General features: G+C 69.7%; 15 protein-coding genes and 1 pseudogene. 11 read left to right on the top strand and 5 right to left on the bottom strand.

What is annotated here, in order from left to right; translation table 11 throughout:
* Position 1: 1 nt before the first annotated feature.
* The 5 genes from EV192_RS47130 to EV192_RS47110 all read left to right on the top strand — a co-directional run bounded on the left by EV192_RS47130 (position 2) and on the right by EV192_RS47110 (position 6,070).
* Positions 2–700, top strand: coding sequence for a class I SAM-dependent methyltransferase (locus EV192_RS47130; protein WP_132125295.1), 699 nt, complete (start codon positions 2–4; stop codon positions 698–700).
* 87 nt (positions 701–787) lie between these two features.
* Positions 788–3,136, top strand: coding sequence for an endopeptidase La (gene lon, locus EV192_RS47125; RefSeq protein ID WP_132125294.1), 2,349 nt, complete (start codon positions 788–790; stop codon positions 3,134–3,136).
* 61 nt (positions 3,137–3,197) lie between these two features.
* Positions 3,198–4,121 (top strand): carbon-nitrogen hydrolase family protein, encoded by a 924-nt coding sequence (locus tag EV192_RS47120; protein WP_207926819.1) that lies wholly within the window; start codon positions 3,198–3,200, stop codon positions 4,119–4,121.
* A gap of 14 nt (positions 4,122–4,135) precedes the next feature.
* Positions 4,136–4,852 carry a 6-phosphogluconolactonase gene (pgl, locus tag EV192_RS47115; RefSeq protein WP_132125292.1) on the top strand — a complete coding sequence of 239 codons (717 nt, stop codon included), beginning with the start codon at positions 4,136–4,138 and terminating at the stop codon, positions 4,850–4,852.
* A 51-nt stretch (positions 4,853–4,903) separates the two neighbouring features.
* Positions 4,904–6,070, top strand: a complete 1,167-nt coding sequence (locus EV192_RS47110; protein WP_132125291.1) for a serine/threonine-protein kinase — start codon at positions 4,904–4,906, stop codon at positions 6,068–6,070.
* Between the two features lie 135 nt (positions 6,071–6,205).
* Here the strand turns inward: EV192_RS47110 and opcA are convergent, their stop codons facing one another.
* Genes opcA through tkt form a run of 5 tightly spaced genes read right to left on the bottom strand, consistent with a single transcriptional unit; the run spans position 6,206 to position 13,539 of the window.
* Positions 6,206–7,183 carry a glucose-6-phosphate dehydrogenase assembly protein OpcA gene (opcA, locus tag EV192_RS47105; protein ID WP_132125290.1) on the bottom strand — a complete coding sequence of 326 codons (978 nt, stop codon included), beginning with the start codon at positions 7,181–7,183 and terminating at the stop codon, positions 6,206–6,208.
* Complete coding sequence (gene zwf / locus EV192_RS47100) at positions 7,180–8,712, bottom strand: glucose-6-phosphate dehydrogenase (protein ID WP_132125289.1); 1,533 nt, start codon at positions 8,710–8,712, stop codon at positions 7,180–7,182. The genes opcA and zwf overlap by 4 nt, the downstream gene beginning before the upstream one ends.
* Complete coding sequence (locus tag EV192_RS47095; RefSeq protein WP_132125288.1) at positions 8,709–10,316, bottom strand: glucose-6-phosphate isomerase; 1,608 nt, start codon at positions 10,314–10,316, stop codon at positions 8,709–8,711. Before EV192_RS47095 ends, zwf begins: the two co-directional genes overlap by 4 nt.
* 8 nt (positions 10,317–10,324) lie before the next feature.
* On the bottom strand, positions 10,325–11,443 hold the full coding sequence (gene tal, locus EV192_RS47090) for a transaldolase (protein WP_132125287.1): 1,119 nt from the start codon (positions 11,441–11,443) through the stop codon (positions 10,325–10,327).
* Complete coding sequence (gene tkt / locus EV192_RS47085) at positions 11,440–13,539, bottom strand: transketolase (RefSeq protein ID WP_132125286.1); 2,100 nt, start codon at positions 13,537–13,539, stop codon at positions 11,440–11,442. Before tkt ends, tal begins: the two co-directional genes overlap by 4 nt.
* 176 nt (positions 13,540–13,715) lie before the next feature.
* On the opposite strand from tkt, the gene EV192_RS47080 reads away from it, so the two are divergent.
* From EV192_RS47080 to EV192_RS47060, 6 genes and pseudogenes are all read left to right on the top strand, one after another.
* The gene (locus tag EV192_RS47080; protein WP_132125365.1) at positions 13,716–14,651 is read left to right on the top strand and encodes a heme o synthase; all 936 of its coding nucleotides are present in this window, start codon (positions 13,716–13,718) and stop codon (positions 14,649–14,651) included.
* An 11-nt stretch (positions 14,652–14,662) separates the two neighbouring features.
* Positions 14,663–14,914: pseudogene (locus tag EV192_RS57235) on the top strand (DUF6597 domain-containing transcriptional factor); the annotation flags it as partial.
* A 368-nt stretch (positions 14,915–15,282) separates the two neighbouring features.
* Positions 15,283–15,414, top strand: coding sequence for a hypothetical protein (locus EV192_RS57035; protein WP_279495748.1), 132 nt, complete (start codon positions 15,283–15,285; stop codon positions 15,412–15,414).
* On the top strand, positions 15,414–15,824 hold the full coding sequence (locus EV192_RS47070; protein WP_132125285.1) for an acyl-CoA thioesterase: 411 nt from the start codon (positions 15,414–15,416) through the stop codon (positions 15,822–15,824). Before EV192_RS57035 ends, EV192_RS47070 begins: the two co-directional genes overlap by 1 nt.
* An 88-nt stretch (positions 15,825–15,912) precedes the next feature.
* Positions 15,913–16,926, top strand: a complete 1,014-nt coding sequence (locus EV192_RS47065) for a PQQ-dependent sugar dehydrogenase (protein ID WP_132125284.1) — start codon at positions 15,913–15,915, stop codon at positions 16,924–16,926.
* A gap of 70 nt (positions 16,927–16,996) precedes the next feature.
* Positions 16,997–17,788 (top strand): polysaccharide deacetylase family protein, encoded by a 792-nt coding sequence (locus tag EV192_RS47060; protein WP_132125283.1) that lies wholly within the window; start codon positions 16,997–16,999, stop codon positions 17,786–17,788.
* Positions 17,789–17,806 lie beyond the last annotated feature (18 nt).

The raw sequence follows: 17,806 nt of genomic DNA, 5'->3' as shown, positions 1-17,806 counted from the left end.
CGTGGGGGAGACCAAGTACAACGACTACAGCGGTTTCGCGCGTGCCTACGCCCACAGCAGCGAAACCAAGTCATTCAACGCCCTGTACGAGCGGCCCGCGATTCTGGCGTTGGCCGGGGATGTGCGTGGGTTGCGTGTCCTTGACGCCGGGTGCGGCCCTGGGCTGCACGCCGCCGAGTTGATCGAACGTGGCGCGGCGGTCACCGGAATCGACCTCAGCCAGGAACTCCTCGATCTCGCGCGGGACCGCGTCGGGCCGTCGGTGCCCTTGCGGCGGGCCGACCTGGCACAGCCGTTGGACTTCGCGGACGACAGCTTCGACATGGTGATGTCGTCGCTGGTCATGCACTACCTGCGGGACTGGGGGCCGACGCTGCGGGAGTTCCGCCGGGTGCTCGTCCCGGGTGGGCGGCTGGTGATGTCCACCCACCACCCGTTCATGGGGCTGCGGATCGGCCGCACCGACGACTACTTCGCCACGTACACGTTCACCGAGGACTGGCAGCGCGGTGGGCGCACCATGCACATGCGCTTCTGGCACCGGCCGTTGCGCGACATGTTCCGGGCGTTCCGGGCGGCCGGGTTCACGGTGGACGTCATCGAGGAGCCCGATCCGCTGCCCGAGATGGCCACCGCGGACCCGAGCGGCCACGAACACCTCACGCGGCTGCCTCAGTTCGTCTTCTTCGTCCTGCGCTGATCGCTGGGAGCGAACGCCGGAATCATTCGATGGGTCTCGTAGTTGAGCTAGTCAGACTCAATCTTGTTACTTGAGGATGTGACAGCCGTGAGCGAGACGTTGAACCTTCCGGTTCTGCCGCTGGACGACATCGTTGTGCTGCCCGGGATGGTCGTTCCGGTGCGCCTCGCCGAGGCCGAGGCCCGGGCGGCCGTCGACGCGGCGCAGGCGGCGAACCAGTCCCAACTGCTGCTGGTGCCGCGCCTGGACGGGAAGTACGCCAAAGCGGGGACAGTGGGCGAGATCGAACAGATCGGCCGGCTGCCCGGTGGGGAGCAGGCCGCCGTGGTCCGGGGGGTGACCCGGGCGCGGATCGGCGCCGGCACGACCGGGCCGGGAGCCGCCCTGTGGGTCGAGGCGACCGTGCTGGCCGAGTCGGTCGACGAGCGGGCCCGTGAGCTGGCCAAGGAGTACCAGAACCTGGTCACCGCGATCCTGCAGCGCCGGGGCGCGTGGCAGGTGATCGACCAGGTCAAGCAGGTCACCGACCCGGCCGCGCTGGCCGACCTGGCGGGCTACGCGCCGTACCTGGACGAGGAGCAGAAGCTGTGGCTGCTGGAGACCCCCGAGGTCACCGAGCGGCTGGCGAAGCTCGTCACCTGGGGCCAGGAGCACCTGGCCGAGCTGGACGTGGCCGAGACCATCAACAAGGACGTCAAGGAGGGTGTGGAACGCCAGCAGCGGGAGTTCCTGCTGCGCCAGCAGCTGGCCGCGATCCGCAAGGAGCTGGCCGAGCTGGACGGCAAGCCCGCGTCCGAGGAGCAGGACTACCGCGCCCGCGTCGAGGCCGCGGACCTGCCGGAGAAGGTCCACAAGGCGGCCATGGCCGAGGTGGACAAGCTGGAGCGGACCGCCGAGCAGTCGCCCGAGGTCGGCTGGATCCGGACATGGCTGGACACCGTCCTGGACATGCCGTGGAACGACCGGACCGAGGACAGCTACGACATCGCGGGCGCCCGCGCGATCCTGGACGCCGACCACGCCGGCCTGGACGACGTGAAGGAACGGATCATCGAGTACTTGGCGGTCCGTCGCCGTCGCGCCGACCGTGGCCTGGGTGTCGTCGGCGGCCGTCGCAGCGGTGCCGTGCTGGCGCTGGTCGGGCCGCCCGGTGTCGGCAAGACGTCGCTGGGTGAGTCGGTGGCGCGGGCGATGGGCCGCAAGTTCGTGCGGGTCGCCCTGGGTGGCGTGCGGGACGAGGCGGAGATCCGTGGCCACCGGCGGACGTACGTGGGCGCGTTGCCCGGCCGGATCGTGCGGGCGGTCAAGGAGGCCGGCACGATGAACCCGGTCGTGCTGCTGGACGAGGTCGACAAGGTGGGCTCGGACTACCGCGGCGACCCGACCGCGGCTCTGCTGGAAGTGCTGGACCCGGCGCAGAACCACACGTTCCGGGACCACTACCTTGAGGTCGAGCTGGACCTGTCGGACGTGGTGTTCCTGGCCACGGCGAACGTCCTGGACTCCATCCCGGGGCCGTTGCTGGACCGGATGGAGCTGGTGCAGCTGGACGGCTACACCGAGGACGAGAAGGTCACCATCGCCCGGGACCACCTGCTGCCCCGGCAACTGGACCGCGCCGGCCTGACCACCGACGAGGTCACGGTCGACGACGAGGCCCTGCGCCTGCTGGCCGGCGAGTACACCCGTGAAGCCGGTGTGCGGCAGCTGGAGCGCGCGATCGCTCGGGTGCTGCGGAAGGTCACGACCAGACTCGCCGTCGACGAGAAGGCGGAGAGCCTGCACGTCGGTCCGGGTGACCTGAAGGGGTACCTGGGCAGCCCGAAGCACAAGCCGGAGTCCGCCGAGCGGACGTCGGTGCCCGGTGTGGCGACGGGCCTGGCCGTGACCGGAGTCGGCGGCGATGTGCTGTTCGTCGAGGCTTCCTTGGCGGACAAGGAAACCGGGCACACCGGGGTCACGTTGACCGGTCAGCTGGGCGACGTGATGAAGGAGTCGGCGCAGATCGCCCTGTCGTACCTGCGGTCGCACGGCGCCGAGCTGGAACTGCCGGTGGGTGACCTGTCCGAGCGCAACATCCACGTGCACGTGCCGGCGGGCGCGGTCCCGAAGGACGGCCCGAGCGCGGGGGTCACCATGACGACCGCGTTGGCGTCACTGCTGTCCGGGCGTCCGGTGCGTTCGGAGGTCGCGATGACCGGTGAGGTGTCGCTGACCGGCCGGGTGCTGCCGATCGGTGGCGTGAAGCAGAAGCTGCTCGCCGCCCACCGGGCCGGACTGACCACGATCCTGCTGCCCAAGCGCAACGAGCCGGACCTGGAGGACGTGCCGGAGTCGGTGCTCAAGCAGCTGGACGTGCACCTGGTCACGGACGTGCGTGAGGTGCTGGACCGGGCGTTGGTGCCGGCGACCGCGGCGGCCGCGATCGCAGCGTGAGATCCCGTCGGAGAGGGCGAACCGGACAAACCGGTTCGCCCTCTTTGGCATGATCGGTGCCATGCTCACGGTCGCATTGCTGCAACTCGCTCCGGAACCAACGGACTACCTCACCAGAGGGACGAAGGCGTGTCGTCAGGCGGCGGCGATGGGTGCGGACATCGCGTTGTTCCCGGAGATGTGGAACGTCGGCTACAAGTCCAACGGGACGCCGGACTTCTGGGGGCACTACCGTTCGCCGGGCCAGTGGGGCGACGACGAGGCGCCGGATCTGGCGCCGGTGTGGGCGGACCTGGCGATCTCGGTCGACTCCGACTTCGTCCGGCAGTTCCAGGCGCTGGCTCGCGAGCTGGACATGGCGATCGCGGTGACGTTCCTGGAGGACGGGCCGCGCAACAGTGTGGCGCTGATCGACCGGCACGGCGAGATCGTGCTGAAGTACTCGAAGGTGCACACGGTCGCGGCCAGCCCGCACGAGTCATCGCTCGTGCCTGGCGACGAGTTCCCAGTGGCCACTTTGGACACTCGAAACGGCGAGGTGGTCGTCGGCGCGATGATCTGCTACGACCGCGAATTCCCGGAGAGCGCCCGCGCGTTGATGCTGGCCGGCGCCGAGCTGATCCTGACACCGAACGCGTGCGATATCGAGATCAACCGGCTCAGCCAGTTCCGGGCGCGGGCGTTCGAGAACATGGTCGCGGTGGCGATGGCCAACTACGCCGGCCCGTGGATGGGGCATTCGGTCGCGTACGACGGGATCGCGTTCACCGACGACGACTCCCGGGACATGCTGGTGGTGGAGGCCGGTGAGCGGGAGGGGATCTACCCGGCCGTCTTCGACCTCGACGCGCTCGCGGAGTACCGCGGCCAGGAGATCCACGGCGACAGTTTCCGCCGCCCGTCCGCCTACGGTTCCCTGGTGTATCCGGCGGTTCGGGAGCCGTTCGTGCGGGTGGACCGCGATGGGCGGCTGCCGCGCCGCTGAGGCAGGATGACCGCATGACACAGGTCGTCGTCCACGCCAATCCGGACCTGCTCGCCGCGGCCACCGCCGCTCGTTTGGTGACCACGCTCGTCGACGTCCAGGCTGAGAAGCGCTCGGCGTCGCTGGTGCTGACGGGTGGCCGGACCGGCATCGCGGTGCTGTCGCACCTGCTGGCCGAGCCCGCGCGGGACGCGGTGGACTGGTCGCGGGTCGACTTCTACTGGGGTGACGAACGGTTCCTGCCCGCCGGGCACCCGGACCGCAACGAGACCCAGGCCCGCGCTGCCCTGCTCGACCACCTCCCGGTGCACCCGTCGCAGGTGCACGCCATGGAGCCGTCGGACGGGCGGTTCGGCGACGACCCGGACCGCGCGGCCGAGGCGTACGCGACTCAGCTCGGGGCGCCTTTCGACGTGCTGTTGCTGGGCGTCGGCGAGGAAGGCCACACCGCGTCGATCTTCCCGGAGTCCCCGGCGGTGTACGAGACCGAGCGGACCGTGGTGGCCGTCCGCGACTGCCCCAAGCCGCCGCCGACCCGGGTGTCGTTGACGTTGCCGGAGATCCGCCGGGCCGGCGAGGTCTGGCTGCTCACCACGGGTGACGCGAAGGCCGACGCGGTCGGCGAGGCCCTGGGCGGCGCGAGCGAGGTGCGGATCCCCGCCGCGGGCGCCATCGGACAGCGCCGAACCTTGTGGCTGCTGGACAAGGCGGCCGCGGCGAAGGTCGATTGAGTTGGGTGCATAACGGTGTGCGCGACCGGTCGGGTGGCCTAGCGTCGAAGGATGTCCGAGGAGTCGGGGATCAGGGTGCTCGCCGGTCGGTACCGGTTGATCACCCCGTTGGGCAGCCGGATGACGCGCGGGTGGGACCTGCACCTGAAACGGGTGGTCGCGGTCCGGGTGTTCCCGCCACCGGACGGGTCCGACCAGGTGGCCGCGCGCGCGGCCGAACTGGTCGACCTGGCACATCCCGGACTGGTGCGGGTTCTGGACGCCGGAAACGCCGACGGCGAACCGTTCCTGGTGGCCGAGTTCATCGCAGGCGCAACCCTCAAGGCACGGCTCACCGACGGCCCGCTGCCCGCCGAACTGGTCGGCCCGATCGGCGTGCAGCTGGCGAAAGCGTTGGCGTACGCGCATTCCCATGACGTGGTGCACCGAGATGTCAGTCCTGGCAACATATTGCTCGGCCCCGGCGACGAGCCGTACCTGGCACACCTGGGCATCGCCGAGACGCCGACACCCGCGTACATGGCGCCCGAGCAGGTCGAGGGTGCCGGCCCGGCGCCCGAAGCGGACATCTACGCGCTCGGTCTGGTCCTGCTCGAAGCCCTGACCGGCCGGACCCAGTACCCGGGCACCGACATCGCGTCCATCCGGTTCCGGCTCACCCACCCGCCGACCATCCCGGAGGACCTGCCGTTCGCCGCGGCGCTGGGCGTGATGACCGCGACCGACCCCGCTGTCCGGCCGGACGCGGCCGCCTGCGCCGACCTACTGCGCGGCGACTCGGCGAAAGCCCGCAGGCAGACCCGGACAGTCCTGGTCGCGGCCCTGGCCGCCGCGGTGGTGGCGACCACGGTGATGCTGATCGCCAACTCGTCCGGTTCACACTCGCCAAAGCCAACTGAGCACGACCCGTTGCAACAGGTCGTCGCGGCTCCTCTGAACACCGCGCCGAACATCCCGTACATGAACCCGACGCCCAGCTCACAAACCCAGCCCGTACCGCCTGTGGAGCCGCCGCCCGAGCGGATCGCGCCGACATCGCAGACCCCGGTAACGCCACCGGTCAACGAGTTCGAACAGGCCATGGCGCCCGTCCAGTACCAGGCGACCGACGACGACCCGACCTGGCTGCTGGCAGTGCTGCAACACGTGCGGGAGAAGCACAAAGTGCCACCCGGCCAGGCCAAAAAGCACGCCACAGGCCAAGGCGACGACAACTAGCCGATAGCCGCCTGCCGGTAACGACCAAGATCAATGGTCATCTGGCCGGTAGGTTTGTGGTCATCTGGCCGGTACTCACGTGGTCATCTGGCCGGTAACCCTCGTGAGTGGCGGAGCCACTCACGAGGGATGCCGCTACTTGGCCTTGGCGGGGCGGCGGGTGGCTGGTTTCGGGGTTTTCGCGGGGGTGGCGGCGCGGCCTCGGGTGATCTTGTCCAGGCCTTTCAGGGTGGCCTCGTAGACCTCGTCGGGGTCGAGCCGGCGCAGTTCCTCCACCAGGCAGTCGGTCACCGAACGGCGGCTGAGGGCGACCCGGCGGGAGGGCTGGCCGGGCTGTTCCAGCGTGCCCACCTTGCCGTCCGGACGGACCAGTTCGACCGCGCCGGACCGGCGTTGCAGGGTCACCGCGTTGATGCCGGGGGCGGTGCCCTTGGCGCGGCGGACCGGGATCTTCAGGTACGTGGCCAGCCATGCGGCCAGGAGGTCGGTCGACGGTGAGTCGGCTTCGCCGGTCACGGTCGCGGCGGTGATCTTCTCGTACGGCGGCAGGTCCAGGGCTGCCGCGAGGTACGCCCGCCACGAGGTCAACCGGGTCCAGGCGAGGTCCGAGTCGCCGTCGGAGTACGAGCCACGCCTGTGTTCCAACGCCTTGATCGGGTTCTTGTCCGTCGCCGCGTCGGTGATCCGGCGGTGGGCGAGCGTGCCGATCGGGTCTTCGGCCGGCACCTGTGGTGACTCCGACGGCCACCACGCCACCACCGGGGAATCCGGCAGCAGCAACGGGATCACGCACGTGTCGCCGTGGTCGGCCAGTTCGCCGTACAGCCGCAGCACGACCACCTCCGAGGCGCCGGCGTCCCCGCCGACCCGGATCTGCGCGTCCAGCCGCGGCGCCGCTTTCCGGGCGCCGCGGGCCACCACGATCACCCGACAGGGGTGCTCGCGGCTGGCTTCGTTGGCGGCTTCGACGGCTTCCTCGGTCTTCTCGCCGTCGTCGGTGACGATCACCAGTGTCAGCACGCGGCCCAAGGCGACCGCGCCGCCGGTCTGGCGCAGTTCCACGATCTTGGCGTTGACCTTCGACGTGGTCGTCGACGGCATGTCGATGATCACGGGTGCCTCCAGGTCCGGCCCGTGCGGGCCAGCATCTCGTCGGCCGACTTGGGACCCCAGTCACCCGGCGCGTACGGGTCGGGCTTTCCCTTGCTCGCCCACTGGTTCAGGATCGGATCCAGGATCTCCCACGAGCGTTCGATCTCCTCGGCGACCGGGAACAGCGACGGTTCACCGAGCAGCACGTCCAGGATCAGCCGCTCGTACGCCTCGGGCGAGGACTCGGTGAACGCCCGGCCGTAGCTGAAGTCCATGGTGACGTCCCGGACCTCCATGGTGGTGCCCGGTACCTTCGAGCCGAACCGGATGGTGATGCCCTCGTCCGGCTGGATCCGCACGACCACGGCGTTCTGGCCGAGTTCCTCGGTGGACGTCTGGTCGAACGGCAGGTGTGGCGCCCGCTTGAAGACCACCGCGATCTCGGTGACCCGGCGGCCCAGGCGTTTGCCGGTGCGCAGGTAGAACGGCACCCCGGCCCACCGGCGCGTGTTCACCTCCAGGGTGATCGCGGCGAACGTCTCGGTCACCGAGTCCTTGGGGAAGCCCTCTTCCTCCAGCAGGCCCGGCACCTTCTGGCCGCCTTGCCAGCCGCCGACGTACTGGCCGCGCGCGGTGGTCTCGTCGAACGGCTTCGCCGGGGTGGTGGCTGTCAGGACCTTGATCCGTTCGGTCCGCAGCGACCGTGGCGAGAACGACACCGGGTCCTCGATGGTGGTGAACGCCATCAGCTGCAGCAGGTGGTTCTGGATCACGTCCCGGGCCGCGCCGATGCCGTCGTAGTAGCCCGCGCGACCACCCAGGCCGATGTCCTCGGCCATGGTGATCTGCACGTGGTCCACGTAGTTGGCGTTCCAGATCGGCTCGTACATCTGGTTGGCGAACCGCAGCGCCAGCATGTTCTGCACGGTCTCCTTGCCGAGGTAGTGGTCGATGCGGAACACCGACTCCTCGGGGAAGACGTCGTTGACGATCTGGTTCAGTTCGCGGGCACTACGCAGATCGTGCCCGAACGGCTTCTCGATGACCACGCGCCGCCAGCTGTCACCGTCCTGACTGGCCAGTCCGGACCGCGCGAGTTGCTTGCACACCACCGGGAACGCGCCCGGCGGGATGGACAGGTAGAACGCGTGGTTCCCGCCGGTGCCGCGCTGCTCGTCCAGTTCCCTGACCGTCTCGGCGAGCCGGTCGAACGCGTCGTCGTCGTCGAACGTCCCCTGCACGAACCTGATGCCCTCGGCCAGCCGGTCCCAGACCTCCTGGCGGAACGGGGTTCGCGCGTGCTGCTTGACCGCCTCGTAGACGACCTGGGCGAAGTCCTCGTTCTCCCAGTCGCGGCGGGCGAAGCCGGTCAGCGCGAAACCCGGCGGCAGCAGGCCCCGGTTGGCCAGGTCGTAGATGGCCGGCATCAGCTTTTTGCGCGACAGGTCGCCGGTCACGCCGAAGATCACCAGGCCGCACGGCCCGGCGATGCGCGGCAGTCGCTTGTCCCGGGGGTCGCGCAGCGGGTTCTTCCAGTTGCGCACACTCACGGCCGATGTACCTCCTGCACGGCTTTCACGAGATGGGCCAGCCCCGCGGCCCGGTCGGTCAGGTGCAGCCGCAGCACCGGACGGCTGTGCTCGGCGAGCACCTGCCCGTCGCCCAGTGCCTGCGCGTGCTGCAGCACGCCCAGCGTGTACGGCCGGTCGGGGACGTCCAGGTCGTCCTCGACCGCGCCGGTGATCTGCAGGAACGCGCCGTTCTGGTGGCCACCTTTGTGGTACTGGCCGGTGGAGTGCAGGAACCGCGGTCCCCAGCCGAACGTGGTCTGCACTCCGGTCCGCCTGGCCAGTTCGGCCCGCAGCAGTGACGCGGACGCGTCGTCCAGCCGGTCCAGATAGGCCTGCACGGCGATGTAGCCGAACTCCGGCACGGCGTCCACAAAGGACCGCAGTACCTCGGTCAGCGAGCCGCCGGCGAAGTCCCCGTACACCTCGACCGGACCGTCCACAAGAGACGGCTTGGTCTCGTCGCCGGACCCCGGCGGCTGGTCCAGCAGGGCGCGGGCGGCCTTCTTGGCGGCCTCCACGTCCGGCTGGTCGAACGGGTCGATGCCCAACAACCGGCCGGCCACCGCGGTCGCGTACTCCCACAACAGGACCAGGCCGCCGAGCGAACCCGAGGTGCTGACCAGCGCCGAACCGGTGGGGGAGCCGATGGCGGTCGCGGTGGCGTCGTCGCCGGCGTCGGCGAATCCGGGGGCGTCCACTCCCTCGGTCGCCACCGGGAGCAACCCGGTGCCGTGCTTGCCGGTGGACTCCGCGATCAGCTGCTCCACCCAGTCCGGGAAGCCCTTGATGCCCGAACCGTTGTCGGCGAAGACGACCTTCTCGGCGCCCTCGGAGTGCCGGACCCCCAGCGCCGCGCCGAGCCGCAGGCCCGGGTTGGCGCCGTCGTCCTGGGACAGCAGGGCCGCCGCTGCGGCCGCCTCGTCCAGCAGCGCCGCCACGTCCGCGCCGGCCAGGCCGGCCGGGACGAGCCCGAACGCGGTCAGCGCCGAATACCGGCCACCGACGTGCGGGTCGGCCAGGAACACCTTGCGGTAGCCGGCGTCCTCGGCCAGCTTCTGCAGCGGCGAGCCCGGGTCGGTCACCACGACGATCCGCGACTTCGCGTCGATGCCCTCGGCCGCGAAGGCCTGCTCGAAGATCCGCCGGTGGCTGTCGGTCTCGACGGTGCCACCGGACTTCGACGACACCACCAGGACCGTACGCGACAGGTCGCCGGCCAGAGCGTCGGCGACCTGTGCGGCGTCGGTGGTGTCCAGGACCACCAGAGGGACCCCCGCGGTCGCGGTGATCACCTCCGGGGCCAGCGACGAACCGCCCATCCCGGCGAGCACCACCCGGTCCACACCGTCCGCGTGCAGATCGGCGCGCAGCGCGTCGATCTCCGCCAGCAACGACCGGGAGGACTCGTGCAACGTCACCCACGACAGCCGGATCGCCGCCTCCGACTCGGCGTCCGGTCCCCACAGCGTCGGATCCTGGGCGGTGATCCGGCTGGCGACCCGGTCCGCCACCAGCGTCTCGACCAGCGAAGCCGCCTCTTCGGCGAGCTTCGAGTCGACGATCTCCACTGAGATCTCACTCATATGTCGGCTCAGCCCCTGTTGGAATCGGACGCTGTCTTGGTCAGTTGGCCGGTCACGGTCGCCAGCAGCTCGGCCCAGGACTTCTCGAACTTGTCCACACCCTCGTCCTCGAGCACCTTGAACACGTCGTCCAGGTCGATGCCCGCGTCCGAGAGCGCGTCGAAGACCTCCTGAGCCTGCTCCGCGGTGCCGGAAACCTTGTCGCCGTCAATCTTGCCGTGGTCGGCGGTCGCCCGCAGGGTCTTCTCCGGCATCGTGTTGACCGTGTTGGGCGCGACCAGTTCGTCCACGTACCGGGTGTCCGAGTAGGTCGGGTCCTTCACCCCGGTGGACGCCCACAAGGGACGTTGCGCCCGAGCGCCGAGCGCCTTCCAGCGGTCGGTGGAGAACGCCTCCTCGTAGGCGGCGTACGCGAGCCGGGCGTTGGCGATGGCGGCCTGGCCACGGAGGGCCTTCAGCTCGACCGTGTCGGCCTTGTCGATCCGCCTGTCGATCTCGGTGTCCACACGGGACACGAAGAACGACGCCACCGAGTGCATCTTCGCGACGTCGTGCCCGTTCGCCCTGGCCTGCTCGATGCCGGCGATGAACGCGTCCATCACCTGCCGGTAGCGCTCGATCGAGAAGATCAGCGTCACGTTCACGTCGATACCCTCGGCGAGGGTCGCGGTGATCGCCGGAATACCGGCCAGCGTCGCCGGGATCTTGATGTACAGGTTCGGCCGGTCGACCGTCTTCCACAGGTCCTGCGCCTCGGCGACGGTCCGCTCGGTGTCGTGCGCCAGCCGCGGGTCGACCTCGATCGACACCCGGCCGTCGACGCCGTCGGTCGCGTTGTAGATGTCCCGGAACAGGTCGCACGCGTTGCGCACGTCCGTCGTGGTGATCTCGCGGATGGTCGCGTCCACCGACGCGTTCCGCGCCGCCAACTCGCGGACCTGCTCGTCGTACGCCTCGCCGTTGCTGAGCGCGTTGGCGAAGATCGTCGGGTTGGTCGTCACGCCGACGACGTTCCAGTCCCGGACCAGCTCGGCCAGGTTGCCGGTGGTCAGCCGCTCCCGGGACAGGTCGTCCAGCCAGATGGAGACACCGGCGGCGGACAGGTCGTTCAGTTTCTGGTTACTCATTTGGACTCCTCCACTCGCGCAAGCGAGCGCCGTGCCGCGTCGACAACGGCCTCGGTCGTGAAACCGAACTCGCGGAACAAGGTCTGGAAGTCGGCGGACGCGCCGAAGTGTTCGATCGAGATGGCCTCGCCGGCGTCACCGAGGAAGCGGTGCCACGGCTGGGCGATGCCGGCCTCCACCGAGACCCGCGCCCGCACCGACGGTGGGATGACCTGGTCGCGGTACGCGGCGTCCTGGGCGTCGAACCACTCCACGGACGGCATTGAGACCACACGTGTTCCAACACCGTCGGCCTCAAGGACCTTCCGCGCCTCGACCGCCAGCTGCAGTTCCGAGCCTGTGGCGATGAGCACTACCTGCACGTCGCCGGTGGACGCGTCCGCGAGCACGTAACCGCCCTTGGCCACGCCGGCCGGGTCGGTGCCTTCGAGGACGGGCAGGTTCTGCCTGGTCAACGTCAGACCGATCGGGCCGTCGGGGCGCTGGATGGCGGTCTTCCACGCGGCGGCCGTCTCGTTCGCGTCACCCGGGCGGACGACGGTCAGGCCCGGGATCGCCCGCAACGCGGCCAGGTGCTCGACCGGCTGGTGCGTCGGGCCGTCCTCGCCGAGGCCGATCGAGTCGTGCGTCCACACGTAGATCGCGGACGTCTTCATCAGCGCGGCCAACCGGACCGCCGGCCGCATGTAGTCGCTGAACACCAGGAACGTACCGCCGTACGGCCGGGTCGGGCCGTGCAGCGAGATGCCGTTGAGGATCGCGCCCATCGCGTGCTCGCGGATGCCGAAGTGCAGCGTCCGGCCGTACGGGTTGGCGTTCCACTCCTTGGTGGACGTGTCGGTCGGGCCGAACGAGTCCGCGCCCTTCATCGTGGTGTTGTTGCTCTCGGCCAGGTCGGCCGACCCGCCCCACAGCTCGGGCAGGGTGTCGGCCAGCGCGTTGAGCACCTCCTGGGAGGCCTTGCGGGTGGCCAGGCCCTTCGGGTCCGGCTCCCAGCTCGGCACCTTCGCGTCCCAGCCCTCGGGCAGCTGCCGGGCGGTCAGCCGGTCCAGCAGCGCCTTGCGCTCCGGGTTGGCCGCGGCCCACGCGTCGAACGTCGGCTGCCACTCGGCGTGCGCGGCGGCGCCCCGCTGGACCACCTCGCGGGCGTGCGCCAGGACCTCAGGCTCGACCGCGAAGTCCTGGTCCGGGTCGAAGCCGAGGATCTCCTTGGTGGCCCGGACCTCGTCGGCGCCCAGCGCGGCGCCGTGCGCCTTGCCGGTGTTCATCTTGGTCGGCGCCGGGTAGCCGATGATCGTGCGCAGCACGATGAACGACGGGCGCTCGGTCTCCGCCTTGGCGTTGGCCAGGGCGGCCAGGATGCCGGTGACGTTCTCGCCGCTCTCGACGACCTGCACGTGCCAGCCGTACGCCTCGTACCGCTTGGCGGTGTCCTCGGACAGGGCGATCGCGGTGTCGTCCTCGATGGAGATCTTGTTGTCGTCGTAGATCACCGTGAGGTTGCCGAGCCGTTGGTGCCCGGCGATCGACGACGCCTCGGAGGTGACGCCCTCCTCGATGTCGCCGTCCGACGCGATCACGTAGATGTGGTGGTCGAAGGGGCTCTGGCCGGGCGCGGTGTCCGGGTCGAACAGACCGCGCTCCCGCCGGGCGGCGATGGCCATGCCGACCGCGGAGGACAGACCCTGGCCGAGCGGCCCGGTGGTCATCTCCACCCCGCGAGTGTGGCCGTGCTCGGGGTGTCCAGGTGTGAGCGAGCCCCAGGTGCGCAACGCTTTGATGTCGGCCAGTTCCAGGCCGTAGCCGGCGAGGAACAGCTGTAGGTAGAGCGTGAGGCTGGAATGGCCGGCGGACAGCACGAACCGGTCCCGGGCGATCCAGCCGGCGTCCGTCGGGTCATGCCGCATGACCCGCTGGAACAGCGCGTACGCCACGGGCGCGAGGCTCATCGCCGTACCGGGGTGGCCGTTGCCGGTGCGCTGGACGGCCTCGGCGGCGAGCACGCGGATCGTGTCCACCGCCCGCTTGTCCAGGTCCGTCCAGTCGACAGGCACGTTCGGGGTGGTCAGGCGGGTGATGTCGTCATTCACGGACACGGGTCGGTGCTCCCACTTTCGCTGTTCGTGCGGGAACGAAACAGTGTTCCCGCGTGTTCTCCCTCGTCCCACGCGCCAGCGTAGTCATCGTGGGCCTACTTGCGACCGCAGACTCGTCGGGGACCACCCGGCACAGGTCCCCGTACGTAGCCGGTCTACTATTCCCATCCGTGAGCATCACCGCCGACCCGACCGCGGACGCTCCGCAGCGTGGCCTCAGCCGTATCAAGGATGTCGTCCGCGCATACGTCGCGCTGACCAAGCCCCGCATCATCGAGCAGCTTCTGGTCACCACCATCCCGGCGATGCTGCTGGCGCAACGTGGCATCCCGTCACCGTGGTTGGTGCTGTGGACGATGGTCGGGGGCACCCTCGCCGCCGGCAGCGCGGGCGCCCTGAACTGTGTGGTCGACGCGGACATCGACGCGGTGATGAAGCGCACCAGCGCGCGCCCCCTGGTCAGGCACCAGGTGCCGGTCCGCAACGCGTTGGTCTTCGGCGTGGTGCTCGGTGTGCTGTCGTGCGGCTTCCTCTGGCTGACCTCGAACTGGGTCGCCGCGGTGCTGTGCGTCGGCGCGATCCTGTTCTACGTCTTCGTGTACACGATGTGGTTGAAGCGCCGGACGTCCCAGAACATCGTGTGGGGCGGAATCGCCGGCTGCATGCCGGTGGTGATCGGCTGGTCGGCGGTGACCGGCGACGTGGGCTGGCCGGCGTTCGTGCTGTTCGGCGTGATCTTCTTCTGGACGCCGCCGCACTCGTGGGCGCTGGCGATGAAGTTCCGCGACGACTACGAGCGGGCCGGTGTCCCGATGCTGCCGGTCGTCCTGCCGGCGCGCCAGGTGTCGTTCCGGATCGTGCTCTACTCGTGGGCGATGGTCCTGTGTGGACTCCTCCTGGTGCCCGCGACGTCGTGGATCTACGCGGTCGCGGCCGTGGTGCTGGGCGCCTGGTTCCTGACCGCCGTCCACCGGCTGCACAACGTGTACCGGGGCGGCGAAGAGGGCAAGCCGATGAAGGTTTTCCACCTGTCGAACTCGTACCTGTGTGCGGTGTTCGTCATGGTCGCCGTCGACTCGGCTGTCGGCCTGCCCATCACCGGCTGGTTCTAGATACTGGCCACATGGCCATACCGCTTCGTACCTGGGCTGAGGCCGGCGGGCTGCGCTCCACCTACCGTGAGGTAACGCCGTCGCGTGCGGTGGCCGCCGTGGTGGAGGCCGGGTGGATCGGCACGGCCGGGTGGCCGCGGTCGATTCGGGTCGTTCCGGACGGATGCGTCGACCTGGTGTGGAACAGCCAGGGGCTGTACGTGGTGGTGACCGCCGGCCGGCCGGCCCGGATGTGGCTGCCGGCCACCGGCGTCAGTCTCGGCTTGCGGTTGCGCTGCGGGGTGGCCGGTTCCGTGCTGGGTATGCCCGTCGCCGAGCTGCCGCACGGGGTCACGCCGCTGGCCGACGTGTGGGGACGGGCGGCCGTCCTCGACCGACCCGAACTGTCCTCATTGGAACGCCTGGTGGCCGGTCGAGCCCATGATCCGCTCACGGTCGCGGCTGTACGCGAGTTGCGCACACGTTCCGTGCCACAGGCGGCCGACCAGGTGGCCATCAGCGAACGCGGCCTGCGTCGGCGGCTGCGTGCCGAGGTCGGCTACGGGCCCAAACGGTTGCAGCGGGTGCTGCGGTTCCGGAGTTCCTCCGCCGGCTGCCGCTCGTCGCGGTTGGCCGGTCGTCGCTCGCGGATGTGGCCGCTGACCTGGGGTACGCCGACCAGTCGCACCTGGGGCGGGAGTGCCTGGCGATGTCCGGGTCCACCCCGGCCAGGTTGGCCGAAATGTTCCAGACGCCGCGGCCGGTGGTGCCGAGAATCCGGTAGTGCGAATCACCATCCCGGTCCGGGTGGACGACCTGGACACCAACGGTCACGTCCGTGGCCCCGCCTACCTGCTGTATGCCGACAACGCCCGGTGGCGGCTGGTCCAGGCGGCCGGCGTCGACCTGGCCCAGCTCAGGGACCAGGCCCTCGGACCGGTGAACCTGCGGACCACGATCGAGTTCCGCCACGAGCTGCGCCCGGACGACACCGTCGAGGTCGAGACGGAGTTCCACTGGACCACCGGCCGGACGTCCCGGGTCACCCAGCGGCTCTGGACCGCCGGGGGAGTGCTGGCCGCCGAGGTGGAGAGCGTGTCCGGGCTGCTCGACCTGACCACCCGCCGGTTGGTCGACGACCCGGGTGGGCGCTGGCGCGCCCTCATGGCTGACCCCGCCTTGCTCGGGCTCTGATCCCCAACCAACGGACGGTGACGGTCCGTGACCCATAGGTCACCATTGGTCTGTACCTCTGTCTCCACCCTGCATGGAGGAAGGACCAATGAAGATCCACAGGGGCGTGGCCACCGCCGTGGCCGCGATCACCGCGTTGACCGTCTCCGCCGCCCCAGCCAACGCCGCGAACACAGTCGTGGCGACCAGGCTGTCCGTTCCCTGGGGCCTCGGGTTCCTGTCGGACGGCAGCGCGGTGTTCACCGAACGCACCACGGCCAAGATCAGGTCGCTACGCAACGGCACAGTCACCGACATCCAGACCGTGCCCGGCGTCACCCCGGACGGTGAAGGCGGGCTGCTCGGCCTCGCTGTGTCACCGACCCAGGACCGGACCGTCTTCGTCTACTACACGACCGCGACCGACAACCGGATCGCGAGAGTCACGCTGGGCTCGCCGCCGCAGCCGATCGTGACCGGGATCCCCCGCGGAACCCAGATCCACAACGGCGGCCGGCTCGCGTTCGGCCCGGACGGCATGCTGTACGCCGGCACGGGTGACGCGGGCAGCTCCGGCAACGCCCAGAACAGGGCGTCGCTCGGCGGCAAGATCCTGCGGATGACCCAGGACGGGCGACCCGCGCCGGGCAACCCGTTCGGCACGCTCGTGTACTCGTTCGGGCACCGCAACGTCCAGGGGCTCACCTGGTCCCCGGACGGCCGGCTGTTCGAGGCCGAACTCGGCCAGAACCGGTTCGACGAGCTGAACCTGATCCGGCCGGGCGGCAACTACGGCTGGCCGACGTGCGAGGGCAGGTGCGGCAACCCGAACTTCGTCGACCCGCTGACCCAGTGGACCACCGCCGAGGCGTCGCCGAGCGGGATCGCCTTCTACAGGAACAACCTTTACATGGCGGCGTTGCGCGGCACCCGGATGTGGGTGATCCCGGTGACCACCACCGGCATCGGCACGCCGCGTGCCCTCTACCAAGGGCAGTTCGGGCGGCTCCGGACCCCGGTGGCCGGGCCGGACGGCATGCTGTGGTTCACCACGAGCAACCGCGACGGACGAGGTTCACCGGTGGCCACGGACGACCGGATCATCCGGGGCGACGGAACCTGACGCAACGTTTCCACCGCCTGTGGCGTCCTCTCGGTAGAGACAGGAATCCGACAGGACAAACGGTGGGGTAATGGACATTCGGAACGTGGTCGGCTTGGCCGCCGCGGTCACTGCCGCGGCGGCCTTGATCGTCGGGTGTTCGTCGGCACCGCCGGCGAGCGCACCGAAACCGTCCACTGTGGCGCCCGCGCAGGGCCGGCCGGAGCCGGACGCGCCGGCGCCGCCGGCCTTCCAGCAGCCCTACCAGTTCGGCACCGCGCAAGGACATGTGCCGCCGATCACCGACGGCAAGGCCCCGGTGGTCAAGAAGATCCAGACGGACAAGCCGTACGTGTTCATCACCATGGACGACGGCGCGATCCAGGATCCCAACGCGCTGCAGATGATCAAGGACTCCGGCGCGCACCCCACGCTGTTCCTGAACGAGAAGTACTTCAAGGGCCACGAGGCGTACTTCAAGGCCATCCAGGACGAGGCCGGCGTGATCATCAACGACCACACGATGACCCACCCGAACCTGAAGGGCATGCCGTACGAGGCGCAGAAGAAGGAGATCTGCGGCGACGCGGACGCCATCACCACCGCGTTCGGCAAGCGCCCGGCGCTGTTCCGGCCGCCGTTCGGCAACTACGACGCCAACACCCAGAAAGCGGTCGTGGACTGCGGGATGAAGGCCATCATCCTGTGGACCGCCGCGGTCAACGACGGCGTCGTGCAGTTCCAGGGGGCCGGCAAGCTCAAAGCGGGCGACATCGTGCTGATGCACTTCCGCAAGACGTTCGTGGAGGACTTCCGGGCGTTCCTGGAACGCGCCAAACAGGACGGGCTGACTCCGGTGCCGTTGGGTGACTTCCTGGCCTGACCTGGGTATCTTCGCGTG

Source organism: Actinocrispum wychmicini (assembly GCF_004345645.1).
GTDB lineage: Bacteria > Actinomycetota > Actinomycetes > Mycobacteriales > Pseudonocardiaceae > Kibdelosporangium > Kibdelosporangium wychmicini.
This window is presented reverse-complemented; position numbering and strand designations above follow the sequence as displayed.

Bases quoted from the DNA above. Each gene is read 5' to 3' on its own strand.
- pgl (WP_132125292.1), top strand. From the start codon at position 4,136: ATGACACAGGTCGTCGTCCACGCCAATCCGGACCTGCTCGCCGCGGCC.
- EV192_RS47110 (WP_132125291.1), top strand. From the start codon at position 4,904: ATGTCCGAGGAGTCGGGGATCAGGGTGCTCGCCGGTCGGTACCGGTTG.
- tal (WP_132125287.1), bottom strand. From the start codon at position 11,443: ATGAGTAACCAGAAACTGAACGACCTGTCCGCCGCCGGTGTCTCCATC.
- EV192_RS47095 (WP_132125288.1), bottom strand. From the start codon at position 10,316: ATGAGTGAGATCTCAGTGGAGATCGTCGACTCGAAGCTCGCCGAAGAG.
- EV192_RS47065 (WP_132125284.1), top strand. From the start codon at position 15,913: ATGAAGATCCACAGGGGCGTGGCCACCGCCGTGGCCGCGATCACCGCG.
- EV192_RS47120 (WP_207926819.1), top strand. From the start codon at position 3,198: ATGCTCACGGTCGCATTGCTGCAACTCGCTCCGGAACCAACGGACTAC.
- EV192_RS47060 (WP_132125283.1), top strand. From the start codon at position 16,997: ATGGACATTCGGAACGTGGTCGGCTTGGCCGCCGCGGTCACTGCCGCG.